Here is a 19945-nt window from a genome sequence, read left to right as displayed (position 1 = left end):
CCGGGCTTTGGTCGAGGCTCTGAAGCTTGCTCCAGGACAAATGGATTTCGTCGCCAGCAATGCGGACTCGCTCGCGGAAGCCGAAACCGACGAGGACGCCCGGCCGCGCGTTGTGATGGCCGGGGATCGGGTTGTCGGGTTCCTGATGTACGACGCATCGGAAGACGTGGCGCTGATCTACCGCTTCATGATCGACCGCGCCCACCAGGGCAAAGGCTACGGCAGGGCCGCGCTGCGCGAAGTGCTGGGTGAGATCGGAAATCTCGGCCATATCACGCAGGTTTCGATCGGTTACGAACCGGAGAATGAAGCGGCACGCCAGCTCTATGGTGCCGCCGGTTTCGTCGAACAGGGGCTGGACGAAGACGGGGAAATGATCGCTGTCCTGCCGGTGGGCGATCGTTGACGCCGCCAGGCTCCTCCACCGCGACATCGTGCGACGAAACAGCCCTGCTGCGGGCCATGGCCGCGATCGCGCCGAACGGTGTCCGCATCGGCTGCCGCTCGATCCGCGAGGGCGATGAAGCCCATCTGCTGCCTGGGGAAGCGCGTTCCATCCGCGCGCGTCAGCCGGCCATGCGGCGCGCCAGCGGTGCCGCGCGCTGGATCGCGCACGGGCTGCTGGCGGATATGGGCGTCAGCGATTTCGCCATCCTGCGCGCGCCGTCCGGCGCGCCGGTCTGGCCCGAGGGAATGACCGGTTCGCTGGCTCACGACAACGAGATGGCCGTGGCTGCGGTTGCGCCTCTTTCCAGCATCGGCTCGCTGGGGATCGACGTCGAGCCCGCCCAGCCCTTGCCCGACGACATATTAGCGCTCGTCGCAACCCCCGCGGACCGGGCGGAGGCGGCAGACCGGCATCTCGCCGGCCGCATCCTCTTCTCAGCCAAGGAAGCCGTCTACAAGGCTGTATTTCAGCTTGATCGCCAGGTCCTCGGCTATGAGGACATCACCGTGGACCTCGGCGCAGGCCGCGCAATGACTAGCGCGGGCCGCACGGCGCGCCTTGCATACTGCGTTGCTCCACATGTGGTCGTTTTGGCCTTTGTCGATGAAGGTGCGGATTAGGCTGGCGGCTCCATTATCCAGTAACAGCATCCTGACGTCACGACCGCCGACTGTCCTCCCCGACGATCTCCGCATAGGTCCGGACCTCGCCGTCCTGCCCGCGAATCCGCCATGCTTCGCCGTCGTGTCCCTCGACGTAACAAGGCCCGAGCGGCACCTTGCCGCCGCCTTCCGGCAGGTCGATGACATAGGTGGGATTGCAGATGCCCGACAGAAGCCGGCGCAGCGCACCGGCAAGCGCCCGGCCCTCGGCAATGGTGGTGCGCCGGTGCGCCATACCGCGCGCGAGGTCGCCATGATGCAGGTAATAGGGCTTGACGCCGAGCCGGTACATCAGCTCGCGGCAGAGCTCCTCGAGCACTTCGACGCTGTCGTTGACGCCCTTGAGCAGGACGCTCTGGTTGAGCAGCACGAAGCCCGCATGCCGCATGATGCGGCAGGCCGCTTCCGCTGCGTCGGTGATCTCGCGCGGATGGTTGAAATGCGTGACGACGGTGACCATCAGCCGGCCTTGCAGCGCCGCGACCAGCCCTGGCGTGATGCGCGAAGGCAATGCCACCGGCACGCGCGTGTGGATGCGTAGCAGCCGCACATGGGGGATCGCCTCGATGCCGGCGCGGATTTCCGCCAGCGCCTTGTCCGACAGCGAGAGCGGATCGCCGCCGGTCAGGATCACCTCGCGGATCTCGGGATGATCGGCGATATAGGCGAGCGCCAGCTTCAGCGCCTCGCGCGTATAGCCACGGCCGATCGAGGTCAGCGATTCCTTACGGAAGCAGAACCGGCAATAGACTGCGCATTGGTAGGTCGGGAACAACAGCACCCGGTCGGCATGGCGATGCGTCAGCCGAGGCACCGGGCTGAATTCATGATCGGCGATCGGATCGTCGAGCTCACCTTCCTGCTCGACCAGTTCATCCGTCGACGGGATGACCTGCGCCCGGATCGGATCGGCGGGGTCGTTCCAGTCGATCAGGTCGAGATAGGCTTTGGGAATGCGAACCTTGTGGTTCGCCGCCGCTCGTTGCGCGGCTTCACGCTCGGCCGGCGACAGCGGCAGCGAGGCGAGATCGCGGACCTGGCGGACGCCGGCGCGGACATCGTCCTGCCAGGTGGTATCATGGCTGCGCTCGATAGCGTCATAGAGGTTGGCGTCTGTAGTCATCAGGGTCTCGATGGTAGTTTCTGACGGAGCTATCAGCCGGATGGCCAGCGGGGTCAACCGTCCGCTTGCCGCGGACCCCTAGCATTCCGTCCCGCCGGGGTAGGACAAAATGCCAGCCGGCGGCGAAAACGGGTGATCGTCGATATCGAGTTCATGTCCTGCGAGCCCCATAGGTATTTGCGCAAAAAGGCCTTACCCTGCGCAGCCTGGGACTTCGGGGAAACGAAATGGATCTCAGCACAGGCCATGGCTACCTGCTCATCGGCGGCCTCATCCTGGTCGGAGCCGGGCTGCTGATCCTGTCGCTGATCGTCAATCTGCGCGTCGCCCGCAGTGTGCGCGACGACGTGCGCCATCGCGAAAAGCTCTTGGAATACTACCGCAACATCTTTTCGCAGCTGGGCGTGATCCTGATCGGCATCGGCGTGTCGCTGTTCATCTTCTTTTTCCAGCAGAACTATCAAGACCAGCGCAGGCGCGAGACGGAACTCCAGCAGGTCATGGCCAAGCTGGCTGCGCGCATCGCCCGCGGCACTCATGTTGTCGGGTCGCTTGGCGAATTCGACGCGCTCCTGGATAAGGGCGGGGCCTATGTCAGCCCCGAACTTGGCGGAACCAACGCCGCGATCAGCGCGCAGGGAACGGAGCTCGGCAAGCAGGTCGGCGAGATCCTGCTGGTCGAGCGCGACTCCGACGTCCGGGACTTCGACGTCCTCAACCTGTCGCGCGATCTGGAGTCGTCGTTCGTCGTCAACGAGCTCGATCCAACGCTGTGGTTCGACGTCGTGCGAGACGAGAGCGAGATCAAATATGCCACCACCCAACTCGCCCTCGACTACAAGGACCTGCACGATGCGATCGGCGACGAGCTGGTCGAGGTTGCGATCGCCAATCCTGAAACCGAGCGCAAGATCAAGCACGAGGTGCTCGACATCTTCTACGATGCCGACCTCCTGCGCCAGCGCAGCAGGCGATTTCTCGGCCGTGCGTGCTGGCTCTTCAGCCACGGGCGCAGCTTTGTCGGTCTTGCGGCGGTCGATGAGATCGAAGCCGATGCGAGGTCGCATCAGGAATGGATCGACCGCTCGAAATCCTTGCTGACGCAGGCGAAGTCGGGCAGCGGCGATTGCTTCAACCTGCTCCAGTACCGCCCGGCATCCTGAGCGCGAGCCGGCGGCGCCGTTCGATTTGAAAATCAATCACCCACGCGTTGCAGCGTGCCGAGATGATTGTCGTCGAGAAAACCTATGGTCATGGCCGCCGCCTTACCGTCAGGGCCAACGACGAAACTTACCCCCGAAGGCCTGTCCGGCGTCTCGGCATCGGGGAAGGTCACGAAAAGATCGCCGTCGAAATGAGTCAACGAATAGGACCGGGCGCCTGCCGGGCCCACCTTGAGCACAAGGTCGTCTCCCGCTTTCAACACGACCGCGTCGCCAATGAAGTCGTTGGCGTAGCGGCCGGCATAGGCACTGGCCGGGCCGGCCGGCCTCGCTGGAGACGGCGATACGGCATAGGTGGCCTTGGCTGCCGCGACCGCCGGGCCGAAGAGGCCTGCATAGGTATCATCCCACGCCTTGATCCAGTCCTTCTCCACCTTGCCGTCGAAGACGAGGTCGGAGAAGCTGTCGGACAATCCCTCCGGCAGGCCTGTAGGAAAGGCGTTGGCGACGATGACGATGCCCAGCTTCTCCTTTGGGAAGACTGTCACCAGTGTGCGCGCGCCGACGCTGAAGGCTCCGGCATGGCCCCAGCTCAGGCCGTGCCTGCCGAATTCGACATTCCACCCGAGGCCGTAGAACGATGCGCCGCCGGACACGGGATTGTTGCCGCGCGCCATCAGCGGAACGTGCGTCTGGCCCAGCGCATCGGCAGCAATCAGCGTCTTGCCGGCATAGGCGCCGTTGCCCAGGATAAGGCGCACCCATTGCGAGAGGTCACGTGCAGTGGAGCTAACGCCGCCGGCGGGCGCCTGCGCATCTGGATCGCGCTCAATCTTGGCGGCCCAGGCGCCATCGACCCTGACGTGGAGCGCGGCGCGGTTGGCGTGCTTGACGAAGTCCGAATGGCGGGAACTGGTCGAGGCCATGCCAAGCGGACGGTAGAGCTTCTCTTCGGCGACCTCCTCCCAGGGCTTGCCCGTCGGCGTCGCGGCCGCCACGGCACCCTCGGTTAATCCGAAATTACTGTAGGAGTATCCGGCGCGAAAGCTCGACGATGGCGGCACGAAGCGCAGGCGATGCAGGATCTGAGCGCGGTCGTAGCCAATGTCCTCGAGATCGTCTCCGGCGGTGCCCGGAAGCCCGCTGCGATGCGAAAACAGGTCGCGGACGGTGAGTTGGCCTGCCGGATAAGGATCGGCCAGCCGGAAGGCCGGATCGAGGTCGCGATCTTCGAATCCCAGGAGACGATTCCGTCGCTGACCAGAGCCGCCACGACGGTGGCGGAGACCGGTTTGGAAAGGGACGCGATCTGGAACACCGTGTCGGCGTCGACGGCTCCGGGCTTGCCGACCTGGCGATGCCCGAAACCTTTAAGGAAGATCACCTCGTCATCGTGCACCACGCCGATGGCGAGCCCGGGTACGGCACCATCGTCAACGGCGGCCTCGGCGAGCGCTTGGAGCTCCGACAGGGCAGCAGAGATCCGCTCGGCCGTGATGGTGTCGGCTGGCGCCGCATGCGGCCAAAGCACCATGGCGGCGATGAAGGCCCAAATCCTCCAATGCCAAATCGTCCAATGCCAAGCTCTCGAATAGCAGAGATTCCGATCTGGCCGCACGCGCCAACCTCCCCCAGGCATTCACCTGGCCATCATACAGGTCCGTCCGGGTGAGGCCAGCCTTCTCCGCGATCCGCCATCCGGCAGCCAGCATTGCCGACTGGGCCACGGATCGGTGGCGACGATTTCACGTACCCGCGAAATCCGGCGCGGCTTGCCGAAAGAGGGCCGAGCCGCGCCCGGAGACGAGGCGCCGAGCATTCCCCCTGTGGCAGCAGAGATTGGCAGCTTCAGCTCCGCCGCTCTCGGCCCGGCGCATCACGCCATCGCCACAAAGGCACTTTCAATCGTCTCGAAATTCAAATCCGGATAAAATGTCCCGGCTTCCGGGGTGGCCGTCTCCAGCGCGGTCTCGCCGCGGATCCAGAACGCCCGGAGCAAGCCGAGACCCGGGACCGCCGCGATCATCGCGTCCAGTTCGGCGGCGCTCTGGTGCATGATGCGCGGCGAGCGTCCGCTCACCTGGCGCCACAGGTCGATCATCGCGCCTTGGGTGATCCTGTTCTGGGCGATCCGGATTTCGCGGCGGACGGCACCGGGATCGTCCAGCGCGCGCATGGTCACAGCGGCGATATCCTTTTCGCTGACGAACGTAGCCGGCACATTGCCGTCGCCGTAGAGCGTCACCTCGTCAGGCGGCAGCACCGGCGAGCCGAAGCGCGTCAAGTCGCCCAGCGTCGCCACCCAGGTCGAAAAGAAGCCATTGGTGTAGATCACCGTATAGGGAAGATCGGCCGCCTTGACCGCGTCGAAGACGGCTCTCTTGATGTCGAGCGGCGCGATCGAGCCCGGTGCGGCGGCGGCAAAATCGAGGCCGAAGCCGGCGGAAGGCACAAAGCGGGAGACACCCGCGTCCTTGACCGCGCGCACCAGGGTCATCTCGCTGGCCGAGTCCACATGCACCGAGCTGATCACGCGGTCGACCTGGCCCACGGCACGCACAAGGCTGTCGTAGTCGTCCAGATCGCCGACATGCACCGTGGCGCCGAGCTCTCTCAGCGGACCCACCCGCTCTTCATTGCCTGCCGTCGCGGGCCGAACCAGGACATGCAGTCGATCGCCATGGCGCGCGCTGGCCTTCGCCATCTCGCTGCCCAGAAGTCCCGTCGCGCCGATGATCAGGGTGCTGGTCATATCGCCCTCCCGCCGCGCAGGATGGAACCGTCCCAGTCGCGTTCCAGGCCGATGTCTTGCAAACGGCGGTCGGAAAAGCGTGAAAGGCGGCTTAGTATGCGGCGGCGCTCGAACGCTGCCGAAGTTCGAATGGCAAGGCCGCTTACTGCGGCGCTGACGGTTGCAAGGGTGGGGGTCATTGTTCGTCTCCTGCGGCTAGGCGCAAGCGTGCCGACGCCGCCCCAACGGGACGAGCATGACGGTTGCTCACACTGTTTCTGGTCGTTCAGCGCATCGGTGAAAGAGAAACCACGATGTAAGTGCGCCGATGCAGCCAAATATCAGGCATTCCGGACTGGACGACAAACGACTCTTTGTGCAGGATTTGTGAGCAACACTCACAGGTAGTGACAATGCCGCGCAAATTGCCGCCCCTCACCGCTTTGCCCGCCTTCGACGCAGCCGCCAGGTATCTGAGTTTTTCCAAGGCGGCGAACGAGCTCAACGTCACCCATGGCGCGATCAGTCGGGCCATCCGCAACATCGAGGACAGGCTGGGCGTCCGGCTTTTCGATCGCGGGACGAGATCCGTGCGCCTGACCAGCGTGGGTGTGGCTTACGCGACGCAGGTCGGCAAGGCGCTGGACCAGATCGCCGCCGCCACGATCGCGGCTGCGCCCGACCGCTCGACGGGGATCCTGAATGTCAGCACATCCGACGGTTTCGCCGGCCGCTGGCTGGTGCCGAGGCTGCACCGCTTCCATCGCGCCAACACGGACATCGACGTGCGGCTCTCCACCTCCGGCGTGCTTGCCGACTTCGTCAGCGACGGCATCGACATCGCCATCCGCTACGGCAAGGGTGGCTATACCGGCGTGACGGCGGAATTTCTCGCCGACGAAGAGGTCTTCCCCGTCTGCAGCCCGGAACTTCTGCAGGGTGAACATCCGCTGCGCCGGCCCGAGGACCTGCGGCATCACAAGCTGATCCATGACGCCTTTCGCATCGACTGGGCGGCCTGGCTGGAGCACGCCGGCGTTAGCGATGTCGACCCCAAACGCGGTGTGCGCTTCGATTCCGCCACATTCGCGGTCGAGGCGGCGGTGCATGGCGAAGGCGTGCTGCTGGGCCGAAGCGCGCTTGTGTCGGCCGATCTCGCGGCAGGCAGGCTGGTTCGTCCCTTCGACGCCGCGCTGAAATCCGCCGCGCGCTACTACGTCGTCTATCCCGAAGGCGCACTGCGCCAGCGAAAGATCAGGGCGTTCCGCGACTGGCTGTTCGCCGAAGTGGCGGCCGACTGGATTGGCGAGAAGAAGGCCGATTGATGGGCGACGCAGACCCCCACCCCGCTGCTTCGCAGCGACCCTCCCCACAAGGGGGAGGGTGAGAAAGCAAAGCTCGGCCCATGCACTACTCTTTCGCGCGATAGGCTTCCGGCACGACAAACACTTCGTCGGCCCGGCCATAGCCGCCGTCGGCGACTTCCTCCACCAGCACCATCGTATAGGGCCGGACGGCTTCGCCGAAAAAATCGACGAACATCGCGGTCGTTCGATGGATGAGGTCTTCCTTTTGCGCCTTGGAGAGGGCCGCTTGCGGCATCTTGATGTTGGCGAATGGCATGATCGTTTCCTTGTTTCTTGCGGGTTTCTACATCTGGGATGAAACAGCCCGGCAGGGCCGATCCGTCATGGGTTGGCTGCCGCCTGCTCAGACCGCGCCGCCATTGGCGCGGATGACTTGGCCGTTGACCCAGCCACTGTCCGGCCCGGCCAGGAATGAGACCAGTCCGGCAATGTCGTCGGGCCGGCCGAGCCGGCCGAGCGGGATCAGTCTGCCGATCGCTTCGATCTGCGCCTCGTTCTTGCCGTTCAGGAACAGGGCGGTCTCGACCGGTCCGGGCGCCACCGCGTTGACGGTGACGCGGCGCGCGCCGAGTTCTTTGGCCAGGATATGGGTCATCGCCTCGACGCCCGCCTTGGTGGCGGCGTAGACGCCGTAACCCGGCTGATAGAAGCCGACGACGCTGCTGGAAAAATTGATGATGCGCCCGCCGTCGCGAAGCCGGCGCGCGCCTTCCCGCATGCCGCGAAACACGCCGCCGAGATTGACCGCGATTTGCATATCGAACGAAGCGTCATCGGTCTCGGCGATCGGCGACGTCTTGATGATCCCGGCATTGTTGACGAGGATGTCGATGCCGCCGAATGCCTTCTCGCCGGCATCGAAAAGCGCCGCGATGCCGGCCGGATAGGCGATATCGGCCTGAACGGCGATCGCCTTGCCGCCGTCGGCTTCGATCGAACGCACAAGCTCTTCAGCCTCCGCGCGTCCCCGTGCATAGTTGACGACGACGGCCACGCCGTCGCGGGCGAGCCGCTGTGCGATGGCCGCGCCGATGCCCTTGGAAGAGCCGGTCACGATCGCCGCTTTGGTTTGATCTGTCATGGACGTGTCTCCGCTTGGTTGGTGACGCGGATATAGGCGGAGCCGTGTTCCGGATAATCATTCGCCCATTGACATCACTATTCGGGAACTGCGAACAAATGCCATGGATCGGCTGGACACGATGCGGCTCTTCGTCCGCGTTCTGGAGCGGCGCAGCTTCACCGCTGCCGCAGCCGATCTCGGCCTGCCGCGTTCGACCGCAACGGAAGCGATCCGGCGGCTCGAAGCGCATCTCGGCGCGCGCCTGCTGGAGCGAACGACGCGGCAGGTGAACGCCACGCAGGACGGCGAAGCCTACTATCGGCGCTGCCTGTCGATTCTTGCCGAGATCGAGGATGCCGAGGCCGTTTTCCGCCATGCCGAACCGTTCGGCCTACTGCGCATCGACGCCAGCACGCTGCTCACCCGCACATTCCTGTTGCCTCGTCTGCCCGAGTTCCTCGCCCGCTATCCCCGCGTCGATCTGCAGATCGGCCAAAGCGACCGGCTGGTCGATCTCGTGCGCGAAGGTGTCGACTGCGTGATACGCGTCGGCGACCCGCCCGACAGCGGCATGATCATGCGCCGCTTGGCGATGATCCGCGAGATCACCTGCGCCAGTCCGGCCTATCTCGAACGGCACGGCACGCCCGCCTCCCCCGATGCGCTCGACGGCCATCAGGCGGTGGGGTTCGTCTCCTCGCGAACCGGCGAGGTGCTTGCTTTCGAATTTACGGTGGGCGGAAAAATTCTTGAGGTCCGGTTGCCAGCCCGCGTCGCCGCCAACAATTCCGACACCGCCGCCGACCTGGCGCGGCTTGGCCTCGGCCTCATCCAGGCGCCGCGCTATCGCTTCGAGAAGGACCTGGCCGATGGAACGCTCATCGAGGTGCTGGCCGACTATCCGCCTTCGCCGACGCTGCTGTCGGCGCTCTACCCGCAGAACAGGCAGCTCTCGCCGCGCCTTCGCGTCTTCCTCGACTGGGCATCGCGGATCTTCGCCGAAGCGAACCTGTAGGAGGAGGCAAATTGCACGGCACGTTGCCCGGCCGTCGCCGTACCCGTTGCAGATCGATCTCCACGAGGTTATGTAGGTCATGTCGGAAAAGGCAGACTTGGTTTGGTAAGCCCAAGTCCTTTCGGTAACGAAAGCTCTGGTCTTTGGCTTCGTGCACAAGATCCCCACGACGAACATCGGACGCTTCTCAAGCGTCCAATCGTTCGTCCGTGTGGTGTTCAAGCTCGAGGAACGCTCCGGTCGAACATCGACCAAGGAGTATTCCATGCACGAACGACAGTTCCCCTTTTACGACGTTGTAATCTCCGGTGCCGGTCCCGTCGGCCTGTTGCTCGCCTGTGAGCTGCGCCTCGCGGGCCTCTCGGTCCTGGTGCTGGAGCAGGCCGAGGACCCGCGCTCTCCCCTGAAGCGACTTCCATTCGGCATGCGTGGCCTTTCGGTGCCCACCGTCGAGGCCCTCTACCGTCGCGGATTGCTGGACGACGTCACGGCGCCGCAACGCGCAAACGACCACTCGGGCAGCAGTGCTTCGGCTACCGCGCATTGGATGCAGCAGCCGCGTCGCCCGGGCGGCCATTTCGCCGGCATCCAGTTTTATCACGACAGCATCGACACCTCGAAATGGCAGTATCGCCTGCCGAGCCCGGCCGGCGGCAGCATGGCGATCGAGATGGAGGATCTCGAATCGGCCTTGGTCAATCGCGCAAGCGCGATGGGTGTCGAGATCAGGCGCGGTCTCGGCGTCGAGGACTTCGACCAGTCGAACGAGGACGTGGCCATTCGCGCTGCTGGTGAGGCTTTTCGTGGACGCTGGCTCGTCGGATGCGACGGCGGCCGCAGCACGGTTCGCAAGGCCGGCGGCTTCGAGTTCGTCGGCACCGATCCCGAATTCACCGGCTATTCCGTTGAAGTCGAGATGGCCGATCCAGATGGGCTGCGCCTGGGCCGCCACTACACGCCGGCGGGCATGTATACGTATTCGCGGCCCGGGACGATCGCAATGGTCGAGTTCGACGGAGGCGCTTTCCACAGAACCCAGCCGATCACGCTTGAGCATGTGCAGGCGGTGTTGCGCCGCGTCTCCGGTGCCGAGATCACCGTGGCGGCCCTCCAGTCTGCCACGACCTGGACGGATCGCGCCTACCAGGCGACCGCATACCGCAGGGGCCGGGTGCTGCTCGCCGGCGACGCCGCGCACATCCATTCTCCCTTGGGTGGCCAGGGCCTCAATCTCGGGCTTGGCGACGCGATGAACCTAGGCTGGAAGCTTGCTGCCACCATCCGCGGCCGCGCGCCGGCCGGTCTGCTCGACAGCTACTGGAGCGAACGGCATCCGGTGGGAGCGCAGGTCCTTGACTGGTCACGTGCCCAGGTAGCGCTCATGCGGCCGAGCCGGAGTTCGCGCGCGCTCGAAGCCATCATCCGCGATCTCATCGACACGCGCGACGGCGCGACATATTTCGCCGAGCGCGTGTGGGGCGTTTCTCTCCATTACGATCCCGGCGGCAGCCACGAGCTGGTGGGCCGCAGCGCGCCCGATTTCGAGTTGGCCGACGGGACGAGGCTCGGCGAACGCCTCAAGAAGGGGCACGGCCTGCTTCTTGATTTCGACTCTCGCTCTCCCCTTCAGGCGCTTGCAAGCCGCTGGAGGGAGCGGATCACCTATGTCGCGGGCGACGCCAAGGATCGGTTGGGCCTGAGCGCCGTGCTCGTGCGCCCCGATGGCTTCGTCGCCTGGGCCGCCGACGCTGCCCCTGACCCCGAAGAAGCTGCTCAGGCTGCGTGGCGATGGTTTGGCGAACCCGAATAGCGGGAGCAGCCATGCAGGCACCTCCGCTTCGTCTCGGAGGCGGATCGTGGCTAGGGATATTTCGTCTGATTTGCACCCGCAGGGTTTAGATCGCCTTGTAACTCCTTCGGCAGCGGCAGGCTTGAGCACCGCAAGTGCACCTCGCGGGAAAACAATTTTCGTTGCTTCTGCTCATGCTCCTTGACGGCTGCCACGAGCCCTAATGAGTACGGGCCAAGCAAGACGCCGAAACCCCACCCTGGATGCTCTTTTTCGCGAGCGTCGTAGTCTGAAGCAGCCATGCGAGCTTGCTGGCATTCCGGCGACGCCCACTTCTGGTCTTGCTGCGAAAGCGACGACTCGTAGTCGACCGGAGACGTCACGCATCCAGCCAATGTCCCGGCTGATACGACCAACATTGCAATTCTCATCCCGACGCCTTTCCCAACCGTCCCCTAACTCCGTAGCCCCGGCGCTTCCTGCCCCGTGCGCTCGACATACTCCGTATAGCCGCCGCCATAGGTGTGGATGCCTTCCGGCGTCAGCTCCAGCACGCGGTTCGAGAGCGCCGCCAAAAAGTGCCGGTCGTGCGAGACGAACAGCATTGTGCCTTCATATTGCGACAGCGCCGCGATCAGCATCTCCTTGGTGGCGATGTCCAGATGGTTGGTCGGCTCGTCCAGCACCAGCAAATTAGGCGGATCGAACAGCATCAGCGCCATTACCAGCCGCGCCTTCTCGCCGCCTGACAGCACCCGGCACTTCTTCTCGATCTCGTCGCCGGAAAAGCCGAAGCAGCCGGCAAGCGCCCGCAACGGCGCCTGGCCGGCCTGCGGGAAATTGTCCTCCAGCGTCTGGAACACGGTGCGCTCGCCCTCCAGGAGTTCCATGGCGTGCTGGGCGAAATAGCCCATCTTGACGCTCGGCCCCCGCGCTACAGTGCCATTGTCGGGCTCGGAAGCGCCCGCCACCAGCTTCAGCAGCGTCGACTTGCCGGCACCGTTAACGCCCATGATGCACCAGCGCTCGCGGCGACGGACCTGGAAGTCCAGCCCCTCATAGATGGTGCGGCTGCCATAGCCCTTGTGGACGTTCTTCAGCGTCACGACATCCTCGCCGCAGCGCGGTGCGGGCTGGAACTCGAAATTGACGATCTGGCGGCGCTTGGGCGGTTCGACGCGGTCAATCTTGTCGAGCTTCTTCACCCGGCTCTGTACTTGTGCCGCATGCGAAGCGCGCGCCTTGAAGCGCTCGATGAAGGCGATTTCCTTGGCCAGCATCGCCTGCTGGCGTTCGAACTGCGCCTGCTGCTGCTTGTCGGCGATCGCGCGCTGCTGCTGGTAGAATTCGTAATTGCCGGAATAACCGGTCAGCGAACCGGCGTCGATTTCGACCACCTTGTTGACGATGCGGTTCATGAACTCGCGGTCGTGCGAGGTCATCAGCAGAGCGCCGTCATAGCCCTTCAGGAACTGCTCCAGCCAGATCAGGCTTTCGAGATCCAGATGGTTGCTCGGCTCGTCGAGCAGCATGACATCGGGGCGCATGAGAAGAATGCGGGCCAACGCCACGCGCATCTTCCAGCCGCCCGACAGCTTTCCGACATCGCCGTCCATCATTTCCTGGCTGAAGCCCAGACCGTCCAGCACTTCCCGCGCCCGGCCGTCGAGCGCGTAGCCGTCAAGCTCCTCGAAACGGTGCTGCGCCTCGCCGTATTTCTCGATGATCTCGTCCATCCGGTCGGCCTGCTCGGGATCGGCCATGGCAGCCTCGAGTTCCGCCATTTCGGCCGCCACGTCGCTCACCGGCCCGGCGCCGTTCATCACCTCGGCGACGGCGCTGTGGCCCGACATGTCGCCGACATCCTGGCTGAAATAGCCGATGGTGACGCCGCGATCGACCTGCACTTGGCCCTCGTCGGGCTGCTCCTGCCCGGTTATCATGCGAAACAGCGTCGTCTTGCCGGCGCCGTTGGGCCCGACCAGGCCGACCTTCTCGCCTTTCTGCAGCGCCGCCGACGCTTCGATGAAGACAAGCTGGCGGCCATTCTGCTTGCTGATGCTTTCAAGTCTGATCATGCGGTTTCCGGGTAATTGGAACTTGGGAGAATTTCCCCGGGCCATACGCGATGGCAGGCGCCAGAGGAAGAGGCGCAAGCGCCGCATGCGGCCGATCTTCCCCCTTGTGGAGGAGATGGCCGGCAGGGCAGAGGGGGCGTTCAAGCGCCGGCGCACCCAGCGACATCTCCGCTCGCACCGCGGGAAGCCGGCAGGCGCCACCTACTTCTTGCCCTGCGGATGGATCGTCTCGCCGCGCTTCAGCATGGCGACGAAGGTCTCGATCTTCTTCCTGCGGCCGGCCTCGGTCTTCATGTTGTGGGTGCGGAAGGCGAGCGCGAACCGGTTTTGCGCGCTAAGCTTGCCCAGCATCTCCTTCGCCGCCGGCTCAGTGTCGATCGCCGCCTGCAAATCGTCGGGGATTTTCATGACCTTGCCGCTGCCGTAGGCGCGCTCCCAGCGCCCGTCGGCCTTGGCCGCCTCGACCTGTTTCAGCCCATGCTCGGTCATGCGGCCCTCTTCGATCAGCCGCGCGACATTGTCGATGTTGATCTGGCTCCAGATGCTCTTCCTGCCGCGCGGCGTGTAGCGCTGCAGAAAGCTCCTGTCGTCCAGGCCCTTGCGCACCCCATCGATCCAGCCGAAGCACAGCACCACGTCGATGGCTTCCTTCGGCGTGATCGACATCAGTCCCGAGCCCACCTTGTGCACCTTGATCCAGACCTCGGTTTCCGTGCAGTGGTGCTTGTCGAGCCAGGAGTAGAAGCTGGCCGCGTCGGGGAATTCCCGAATCTTGTCGGGATCGACCTTGACCGGCGCCATCAGTCGGCCTGTCCGTCGAGTGCGGTCGTCGCTCGTGCCATCGTCGTCTTGCCTCCAGCATCATGGCCGTCGTCATCGGCCAGCCATCTTGGCATGATTTTCCGTCAATTTCCGCCAGCAGCGGAAATGCCCTCTGCCACAGAACTTGGCCCGGAGCGCTTAGCCGAGCTGAAAGCCCTGTTTTGGTGTGGGACAGTCCACTGGTACCGGCCACCAATCGGCATTGCCGATGGTGTCATCGGTTTCTTCCGTTTCCCTTTGCCGCGCCAAACCGCCAATCCCCTGCCCTTGTCCGAACAAACGAAGGCAGAGCGGGTATGAACATTTCAAACCAGAAAATCCTGATCGTCGGCGGCGGTTCCGGCATGGGCTTCACCCTGGCGCGGCGTTGCGTCGAGGCTGGCGCCAAGGTTGTCATCGCCGGGCGCAGCGAGGGCCGGCTACGGCAGGCGCGCGAGGCGTTGGGCAATCCGGCCGGCCTGGAGTTGGCCACTATCGACATCGCGCGGGAGGACGAGGTCGCGGCATTTTTTGCGCGGATCGGCGGGCTCGATCACATCGTCAGCACCGCGGCCGACATTGAAGGCGCCTATCGGCTGTTGCCGGAACTTGACCTCAAGGCAGCGCAACGGGTGGTGGAGAGCAAGCTCTACGGCCCGCTGCTGCTTGCAAAGCATGGCGCGCCCCGGCTTGGCGTCACCGGTTCGATAAGCCTCGTCTCCGGCATCGCCGCCTACAGGCCGGCCGCGCGCGGCTCCGTCGTCGCCGCTGTCAACGCGGCGATCGAGGGGCTGGTGCGGGCGCTGGCGGTGGAACTGGCGCCGCTCCGCGTCAACGCAGTGTCCCCCGGCTGGGTCGACACGGATATCTGGACGCAGGTCGCCGGCAACAGGAAGGACGAGACGCTTGGCGCGATGGCCGAGCGACTGCCGGTCGGGCGGATCGGTCAACCCGACGACATCGCCGACGCCATTTTCTTCCTGATCGGCAACGGTTTTACCACGGGAACGACGCTGCATGTCGAAGGCGGCCATCGCCTGGTTTAGGGGTCAGGACTCATTGTTTCAGAGGAAGAGCTGACTCCTGACGTGGACCACCTACAGGCCGGTGAGCAATTTCTTCAGCAGAGCGTTAAGAGCTTCCTGCTCCGCCGGCGTCAGCACGGAGATCAATTGCTCTTCTAGCGCCGCCATTGGACCGATCAAATCGTCTATCGCGCGCTTGCCGCCGGTCGTTAGCGCAATTTGCTTACCGCGCCGGTCGTTAGGATGGGGGCGTCGTTCAACCAGCCCTGCGCGCTCCAGGCGGTCCAGGCGACTCGTCATGCCGGCCGAGGAGATCATTGCCGATTCGTAAAGCTGAGTAGGAGAAAGCACATAGGGTTCACCGGCGCGCCTGAGCGGCGTGAGCACATCAAACTCACCTACATTCAGGCCTGCTTCTTTGAGCAGCGGGTTCATGTGATCGCGGATCACACGCGCTGCGGCATCAAGCAGACGACCGACCGTCTCAACGGGCAACAGTGGAAGATCGGGGCGCTCGCGGGCCCATTCCTTAGCTGCGGCCTCGGCACGATCCATGCAGATATTCCTCGACAAAATGTATCTTGCTATTAAGATATACGGCAGCTACTAACATTGCAGGAAGACAGTAGCGCAGCGCATATCCCTATATCCCTGGAGAAGGAAAAATAGATGTCCAAAATGATTTTCGTGAACCTGCCTGTTCGGAACCTGTCGGCGTCTACCAGGTTCTACGTGGCGCTAGGTGGCACCGTGAACCCGCAGTTTTCGGGCGAGAAATCCACCTCGCTCATGTTCTCGGACACGATCGGGGTGATGCTGCTGACCCATGACCACTACCGCGAATTCACGACGCGCCCCATCGGCGACGCGCGGCGCGACAGCCAGGCAATGATCGCTCTCACTGTCGACGACCGCGATGCCGTCGATGCAACACTGACGAGCGCGGTTGCGGCGGGCGGTCGCGCCGATCCCAACCCGGCACAGGACCTTGGCTTCATGTACAACCGCCACATTGAAGACCCGGATGGCTATGTTTGGGAAATCGTATGGATGAACCCAATGGCGAACGCCTGAACATAGAAGGCTACCCAATGAGCGCGACTAGTTAGAACAAGGCGTTGGATCGGGTCGCCGGTTCAAATCCTGAACCGGTTCGAGGGTCTCGCGAAGCCGGCGCCAGCGTGTCGCGCGCGGCGGAGAGCAATTGCCGGAGCGCCGGCAGCTGGACGCGCCGCCGCCGCCAGATCATCGCCAGCGGCGCCGTCTGCGACCGGCCGGGCCACGGCAACTCGATGAGTTCGCCACGTTCGAGCGCATCGCTGACGGCAAGGCGTGGAACGAGGCCGAGCCCGGCGCCGGCTGCGACCAGCCGGGCAATGGTGCCGATGCTGCCGACTTCGGCCGCAAGCCTGGGCGCCGCAATACCCGCTTCGGCAAAAGCGGTGTCAAACATGTGCCGGTAGATACATCCAGGCTCCGTCGCCACGAAGCGCAGCGCGGCAAGGGCTGCGAGGTCGCATGGCACGGTGCCCTGCCCCGGAGCCGCGACCAGCAGCAGCGGTTCGTCCAAGATCGTGCGCCTGGCCAGGCGTTCATCGGCGGCGCTTTTCGCGCCATCGCGATGTTCGAAGCAGAAGGCGACGTCTATATCGGCGTCTTCCAGCAGCCGCAGCAGCGTACCGCTGTCGGCCACCTTCATGTGTACGGCGATGTCGGGATGGCCGGCCTGGAACCCCGGCAGCCAAGGCGCCAGCCGGGCCGAGGCGATGGTTTCCAGAGCGCCGATGGTCAGCGTTCCGCTCGTCTGCCCGGCAGCCAGCAGCACCGCCGCGCGCGCCTCGCCATCGAGCCGCAATAACTCTTCGGCGATCGGCTTTAGTGCCATCCCCGCCGGGGTCAGCTCCAGCCCGGTCCTCAAGCGCATGAACAGGGCAGCACCGAGTTCGGCCTCGAGCGACTGGATCTGGTCGCTGACACTCGACTGGACAAGATGCACCGCCTCGGCGGCGCGCGTGATATTGCGGCTTCGCGCCACCGCGAGAAAGGTCTTGAGCAATCTGGGATGCATCCGCTGGCTGACCCGCTTATTGCAGCTGCGGCTTCTTGAGAAAACTGCCGCGGTCCGCCGACTTGACGCGCAGCCAGGTCTCGCGGCCGTCGCGCACCACGCGCATCGGGATTTCGGCGCCGGCCGAGCCGCTGTCCCACAGCTTGCGATAGAAGTCGGCGAGCCCGTCGACCGCGCCGTCGCGGACCTCGGAGATGACGTCGCCTTCGCGCAAGCCTGCCTTTGCCGCCGGACCGCCTTCGGTCACGCTCATCACCACCACCTTGCCATCGCTTTCGGCCGACAGGGCGCCGAGCCACGGACGCGGCGGCTTGGCCACCTGGCCGCGTGTCAGCAGGTCGTCGAGAATGGGCGGCAACAGATCGATCGGCACCACCATATTGATGTCGGCAACCTCGCCGGCGCGGCTCATCTGCAGGCGCAGCGAGCCGATGCCGAGCAACGCGCCATCGGCGCCGAACAGCGGCGCACCGCCCCAGGACGGGTGCGCGGGCGCGATGAAGATCGCTTCCTCGAGCAGATATTCCCAATAACCGGCGAATTCCTGCTTGGTGACGATCCGCGCCTGCACCGATTGGCCGATGCCGTCGGCAAGCACGACCGCGTCGCCGATCTTGGCCTTGCCGGCGTCGCCGAGCGCCACGGCCGGCAAGCCGAGCGGCGCCAGCGCCTGGACCAGGCCGAAGCCCGATTCCTGGTCATAGGCCAGCGCGTGCGCGGGGATGATGCGGCCGTCATGGCTGGTCAACCAGACCTCCTCAGCCTCGGTGATGAGATAGCCGATGGTCAAGACCAGCCCGTCGTCGCGGATGACGACACCGCTGCCTTCCCTGAGCGTGCCAAGCGCACCGGCGGTGAAGGCATCGTCGGGAACAGTGGCGCGCACGGCAACGACCGAACGTGGATTGGGATTGATCGCCATGCTTTCGTCCTGGGTGGGCTTGGGTGACATCTCTATAGGTATGCCACGAAGGGGCAGGCGCAAGGGTCGAGAACAAGTCCAATTGCCAATATCAGCCCAGCCCCCATTCCACCGTCACCACACGGCGAGAAATGCCAGGCAGGGCAAGCAGCCGCGCTTGCATTGATAATAGTTCAACGTAAGTTGAACTTTCTCCGTTGCAGCCCTAGCTGTAGCCGGAACCGCCTCAACCCCCGCCCAGAAGACGAGACCTTGAGATGACCCAATACACCCCGCCGAAAGTATGGACCTGGAACAAGGCGAATGGCGGCACCTTCGCCAGCATAAACCGGCCGATCGCCGGGCCGACGCATGACAAGGAATTGCCGGTCGGCAAGCACCCGCTGCAGCTCTATTCGCTGGCGACGCCGAACGGCGTCAAGGTGACCGTGATGCTGGAAGAGCTTCTGGCTCGTGGCCACCAGGACGCCGAATACGATGCCTGGCTGATCAGGATCAACGATGGCGACCAGTTCGGCAGCGGCTTCGTCGAGGTCAATCCCAACTCCAAGATTCCGGCCCTGATGGACCGCAGCGGCAAGACGCCCGTGCGTATCTTCGAATCCGGCTCGATCCTCGTCTACCTCGCCGAAAAATTCGGCGAATTCTTGCCGGCCGAACAGCCGGCGCGCGCGGAAGTCCTGTCCTGGCTGTTCTGGCAGATGGGCTCGGCGCCGTATCTGGGCGGCGGCTTCGGCCATTTCTACGCCTATGCGCCGGAAAAAATCGAATACGCCATCGACCGTTTCGCCATGGAGACCAAGCGCCAGCTGGACGTGCTCGACCGCAGGCTGGCCGAAACCGAATATCTCGGCGGCGCCGACTACAGCATCGCCGATATGGCTGTCTGGCCCTGGTATGGCGGCCTGGCGCTCGGCCGCATGTACAATGATTCCGCCACGTTCCTGTCGGTGCACGAATACGAACACGTGCAGCGCTGGGCGCAGGCGATCGACGCACGCCCGGCGGTCAAGCATGGCCGCATGGTCAACCGCGCCTTCGGCGAACCGGCCATGCAACTGCACGAGCGCCACGACGCCAGCGATTTCGACACGAAAACGCAGGACCGACTGGCGGCCGAATAACCGGCAGGCGCCAGAGCCCTCAGAATATGCGAAAGCCCGTCACGGCCACCAGGTCGTGACGGGCTTTTTCCAGACGCGGCCCGACATTGCGGTCCGCTGCCCGCCCGGATCAGTGCAGGACCTCGACAATCTGGCGGGTGTCGGGGTCGACCAGAACCGTCTGGTGGTTGATCACCGCGACGCGGTATCTGACGTCTGGCACCTCGCGCAATTCGACCGTGTCCGGTACAGAGGAGCCGAGCTTGAGTTCGACGCCCAGAAGGTTGACCGACGCCAGCGGCTCCCTTTCGACGTATTGGCGAACGACCGTCTCCTGTTCCGGCTGGACCACGACGACGTCTTCCGCCAGAGCCGCGCCAATGCCGCCCATAAGGACGACCACAGCCGCCGCACCCGAAAGATAATGTTTCACAACAACCTCCATTGTGGTTATCGACAATCCGCCCTCCATGGAAAACTCCATCGCCCGTCCGAGGTTCCACCGCAAATTTTGGAAAAATAAATCGTGAAATCAACCGATCGGTTTCTTTTTGTTATTCTGAATTTTGAAATGCCGTGACGTATAT

21 protein-coding genes and 1 pseudogene are annotated in these 19945 nt (G+C 64.2%); 9 read left to right on the top strand and 13 right to left on the bottom strand.

What is annotated here, in order from left to right:
• Positions 1–40 precede the first annotated feature (40 nt).
• Positions 41–406, top strand: a complete 366-nt coding sequence (locus NKJ26_RS16385) for a GNAT family N-acetyltransferase (protein ID WP_352696191.1) — start codon at positions 41–43, stop codon at positions 404–406.
• A gap of 56 nt (positions 407–462) precedes the next feature.
• Positions 463–1068, top strand: coding sequence for a 4'-phosphopantetheinyl transferase family protein (locus NKJ26_RS16380; RefSeq protein WP_352696190.1), 606 nt, complete (start codon positions 463–465; stop codon positions 1066–1068).
• Between the two features lie 37 nt (positions 1069–1105).
• On the opposite strand, the gene NKJ26_RS16375 is transcribed toward NKJ26_RS16380, so the two are convergent.
• The gene (locus NKJ26_RS16375; protein ID WP_352696189.1) at positions 1106–2233 is read right to left on the bottom strand and encodes a KamA family radical SAM protein; all 1128 of its coding nucleotides are present in this window, start codon (positions 2231–2233) and stop codon (positions 1106–1108) included.
• Positions 2234–2460: 227 nt separating this feature from the next.
• On the opposite strand from NKJ26_RS16375, the gene NKJ26_RS16370 reads away from it, so the two are divergent.
• Positions 2461–3396 carry a hypothetical protein gene (locus NKJ26_RS16370; RefSeq protein WP_352696188.1) on the top strand — a complete coding sequence of 312 codons (936 nt, stop codon included), beginning with the start codon at positions 2461–2463 and terminating at the stop codon, positions 3394–3396.
• Positions 3397–3428: 32 nt separating this feature from the next.
• Here the strand turns inward: NKJ26_RS16370 and NKJ26_RS16365 are convergent.
• The 3 genes and pseudogenes from NKJ26_RS16365 to NKJ26_RS16355 form a co-directional block, all read right to left on the bottom strand.
• Positions 3429–4930 (bottom strand): annotated as a pseudogene (locus tag NKJ26_RS16365) (serine hydrolase).
• Between the two features lie 342 nt (positions 4931–5272).
• On the bottom strand, positions 5273–6148 hold the full coding sequence (locus NKJ26_RS16360) for an NmrA family NAD(P)-binding protein (protein ID WP_352696187.1): 876 nt from the start codon (positions 6146–6148) through the stop codon (positions 5273–5275).
• Positions 6145–6327, bottom strand: coding sequence for a DUF1127 domain-containing protein (locus tag NKJ26_RS16355; RefSeq protein WP_352601597.1), 183 nt, complete (start codon positions 6325–6327; stop codon positions 6145–6147). The genes NKJ26_RS16360 and NKJ26_RS16355 overlap by 4 nt, the downstream gene beginning before the upstream one ends.
• Positions 6328–6540: 213 nt before the next feature.
• On the opposite strand from NKJ26_RS16355, the gene gcvA reads away from it, so the two are divergent.
• Entirely contained in the window at positions 6541–7452 is a 912-nt protein-coding gene (gene gcvA / locus NKJ26_RS16350; protein WP_352696186.1) for a transcriptional regulator GcvA, read from the top strand.
• 85 nt (positions 7453–7537) lie between these two features.
• Here gcvA and NKJ26_RS16345 read toward each other — a convergent pair whose 3' ends face one another.
• A complete protein-coding gene (locus NKJ26_RS16345; protein WP_352696185.1) occupies positions 7538–7750 on the bottom strand; it encodes a tautomerase family protein in 213 nt (70 codons plus the stop codon).
• An 87-nt stretch (positions 7751–7837) separates the two neighbouring features.
• Positions 7838–8575 (bottom strand): SDR family oxidoreductase, encoded by a 738-nt coding sequence (locus tag NKJ26_RS16340; RefSeq protein WP_352696184.1) that lies wholly within the window; start codon positions 8573–8575, stop codon positions 7838–7840.
• A gap of 103 nt (positions 8576–8678) precedes the next feature.
• Between NKJ26_RS16340 and NKJ26_RS16335 the strand changes: the two genes are divergently transcribed.
• Positions 8679–9572 (top strand): LysR family transcriptional regulator, encoded by an 894-nt coding sequence (locus tag NKJ26_RS16335; RefSeq protein ID WP_352696183.1) that lies wholly within the window; start codon positions 8679–8681, stop codon positions 9570–9572.
• A gap of 265 nt (positions 9573–9837) precedes the next feature.
• Positions 9838–11382: an FAD-dependent monooxygenase gene (locus NKJ26_RS16330; RefSeq protein WP_352696182.1), complete on the top strand. Its 1545-nt coding sequence runs from the start codon at positions 9838–9840 to the stop codon at positions 11380–11382.
• 50 nt (positions 11383–11432) lie between these two features.
• Here the strand turns inward: NKJ26_RS16330 and NKJ26_RS16325 are convergent, their stop codons facing one another.
• The 3 genes from NKJ26_RS16325 to NKJ26_RS16315 all read right to left on the bottom strand — a co-directional run bounded on the left by NKJ26_RS16325 (position 11433) and on the right by NKJ26_RS16315 (position 14240).
• Positions 11433–11792, bottom strand: a complete 360-nt coding sequence (locus NKJ26_RS16325; protein ID WP_352696181.1) for a hypothetical protein — start codon at positions 11790–11792, stop codon at positions 11433–11435.
• Between the two features lie 24 nt (positions 11793–11816).
• The gene (locus tag NKJ26_RS16320) at positions 11817–13439 is read right to left on the bottom strand and encodes an ABC-F family ATP-binding cassette domain-containing protein (RefSeq protein WP_352601610.1); all 1623 of its coding nucleotides are present in this window, start codon (positions 13437–13439) and stop codon (positions 11817–11819) included.
• A 201-nt stretch (positions 13440–13640) separates the two neighbouring features.
• Complete coding sequence (locus NKJ26_RS16315) at positions 13641–14240, bottom strand: YdeI/OmpD-associated family protein (RefSeq protein WP_352696180.1); 600 nt, start codon at positions 14238–14240, stop codon at positions 13641–13643.
• A 317-nt stretch (positions 14241–14557) separates the two neighbouring features.
• On the opposite strand from NKJ26_RS16315, the gene NKJ26_RS16310 reads away from it, so the two are divergent.
• Complete coding sequence (locus tag NKJ26_RS16310) at positions 14558–15286, top strand: SDR family oxidoreductase (RefSeq protein ID WP_352696179.1); 729 nt, start codon at positions 14558–14560, stop codon at positions 15284–15286.
• A gap of 51 nt (positions 15287–15337) precedes the next feature.
• Here NKJ26_RS16310 and NKJ26_RS16305 read toward each other — a convergent pair whose 3' ends face one another.
• Positions 15338–15820 carry a MarR family winged helix-turn-helix transcriptional regulator gene (locus tag NKJ26_RS16305; protein WP_352601616.1) on the bottom strand — a complete coding sequence of 161 codons (483 nt, stop codon included), beginning with the start codon at positions 15818–15820 and terminating at the stop codon, positions 15338–15340.
• 114 nt (positions 15821–15934) lie between these two features.
• On the opposite strand from NKJ26_RS16305, the gene NKJ26_RS16300 reads away from it, so the two are divergent.
• Complete coding sequence (locus NKJ26_RS16300) at positions 15935–16339, top strand: VOC family protein (RefSeq protein WP_352601618.1); 405 nt, start codon at positions 15935–15937, stop codon at positions 16337–16339.
• 31 nt (positions 16340–16370) lie between these two features.
• On the opposite strand, the gene NKJ26_RS16295 is transcribed toward NKJ26_RS16300, so the two are convergent.
• Positions 16371–17333, bottom strand: coding sequence for a LysR family transcriptional regulator (locus tag NKJ26_RS16295; protein ID WP_352696178.1), 963 nt, complete (start codon positions 17331–17333; stop codon positions 16371–16373).
• A 16-nt stretch (positions 17334–17349) separates the two neighbouring features.
• Positions 17350–18255, bottom strand: a complete 906-nt coding sequence (locus tag NKJ26_RS16290; protein WP_352696177.1) for a S1C family serine protease — start codon at positions 18253–18255, stop codon at positions 17350–17352.
• A 257-nt stretch (positions 18256–18512) separates the two neighbouring features.
• Between NKJ26_RS16290 and yghU the strand changes: the two genes are divergently transcribed.
• Positions 18513–19379 (top strand): glutathione-dependent disulfide-bond oxidoreductase, encoded by an 867-nt coding sequence (gene yghU / locus NKJ26_RS16285; RefSeq protein WP_352696176.1) that lies wholly within the window; start codon positions 18513–18515, stop codon positions 19377–19379.
• A gap of 109 nt (positions 19380–19488) precedes the next feature.
• Here the strand turns inward: yghU and NKJ26_RS16280 are convergent, their stop codons facing one another.
• Positions 19489–19791 carry a DUF1236 domain-containing protein gene (locus NKJ26_RS16280; protein WP_352601624.1) on the bottom strand — a complete coding sequence of 101 codons (303 nt, stop codon included), beginning with the start codon at positions 19789–19791 and terminating at the stop codon, positions 19489–19491.
• Positions 19792–19945 lie beyond the last annotated feature (154 nt).

The organism is Mesorhizobium sp. M0152, assembly GCF_040322415.1.
Lineage (GTDB): Bacteria > Pseudomonadota > Alphaproteobacteria > Rhizobiales > Rhizobiaceae > Mesorhizobium.
This window is presented reverse-complemented; position numbering and strand designations above follow the sequence as displayed.

Bases quoted from the DNA above. Each gene is read 5' to 3' on its own strand.
- NKJ26_RS16385 (WP_352696191.1), top strand. From the start codon at position 41: ATGGATTTCGTCGCCAGCAATGCGGACTCGCTCGCGGAAGCCGAAACC.
- NKJ26_RS16380 (WP_352696190.1), top strand. From the start codon at position 463: ATGGCCGCGATCGCGCCGAACGGTGTCCGCATCGGCTGCCGCTCGATC.
- NKJ26_RS16375 (WP_352696189.1), bottom strand. From the start codon at position 2,233: ATGACTACAGACGCCAACCTCTATGACGCTATCGAGCGCAGCCATGAT.
- NKJ26_RS16370 (WP_352696188.1), top strand. From the start codon at position 2,461: ATGGATCTCAGCACAGGCCATGGCTACCTGCTCATCGGCGGCCTCATC.
- NKJ26_RS16360 (WP_352696187.1), bottom strand. From the start codon at position 6,148: ATGACCAGCACCCTGATCATCGGCGCGACGGGACTTCTGGGCAGCGAG.
- NKJ26_RS16355 (WP_352601597.1), bottom strand. From the start codon at position 6,327: ATGACCCCCACCCTTGCAACCGTCAGCGCCGCAGTAAGCGGCCTTGCC.
- gcvA (WP_352696186.1), top strand. From the start codon at position 6,541: ATGCCGCGCAAATTGCCGCCCCTCACCGCTTTGCCCGCCTTCGACGCA.
- NKJ26_RS16345 (WP_352696185.1), bottom strand. From the start codon at position 7,750: ATGCCATTCGCCAACATCAAGATGCCGCAAGCGGCCCTCTCCAAGGCG.
- NKJ26_RS16340 (WP_352696184.1), bottom strand. From the start codon at position 8,575: ATGACAGATCAAACCAAAGCGGCGATCGTGACCGGCTCTTCCAAGGGC.
- NKJ26_RS16335 (WP_352696183.1), top strand. From the start codon at position 8,679: ATGGATCGGCTGGACACGATGCGGCTCTTCGTCCGCGTTCTGGAGCGG.
- NKJ26_RS16330 (WP_352696182.1), top strand. From the start codon at position 9,838: ATGCACGAACGACAGTTCCCCTTTTACGACGTTGTAATCTCCGGTGCC.
- NKJ26_RS16325 (WP_352696181.1), bottom strand. From the start codon at position 11,792: ATGAGAATTGCAATGTTGGTCGTATCAGCCGGGACATTGGCTGGATGC.
- NKJ26_RS16320 (WP_352601610.1), bottom strand. From the start codon at position 13,439: ATGATCAGACTTGAAAGCATCAGCAAGCAGAATGGCCGCCAGCTTGTC.
- NKJ26_RS16315 (WP_352696180.1), bottom strand. From the start codon at position 14,240: ATGGCGCCGGTCAAGGTCGATCCCGACAAGATTCGGGAATTCCCCGAC.
- NKJ26_RS16310 (WP_352696179.1), top strand. From the start codon at position 14,558: ATGAACATTTCAAACCAGAAAATCCTGATCGTCGGCGGCGGTTCCGGC.
- NKJ26_RS16305 (WP_352601616.1), bottom strand. From the start codon at position 15,820: ATGGATCGTGCCGAGGCCGCAGCTAAGGAATGGGCCCGCGAGCGCCCC.
- NKJ26_RS16300 (WP_352601618.1), top strand. From the start codon at position 15,935: ATGTCCAAAATGATTTTCGTGAACCTGCCTGTTCGGAACCTGTCGGCG.
- NKJ26_RS16295 (WP_352696178.1), bottom strand. From the start codon at position 17,333: ATGCATCCCAGATTGCTCAAGACCTTTCTCGCGGTGGCGCGAAGCCGC.
- NKJ26_RS16290 (WP_352696177.1), bottom strand. From the start codon at position 18,255: ATGGCGATCAATCCCAATCCACGTTCGGTCGTTGCCGTGCGCGCCACT.
- yghU (WP_352696176.1), top strand. From the start codon at position 18,513: ATGACCCAATACACCCCGCCGAAAGTATGGACCTGGAACAAGGCGAAT.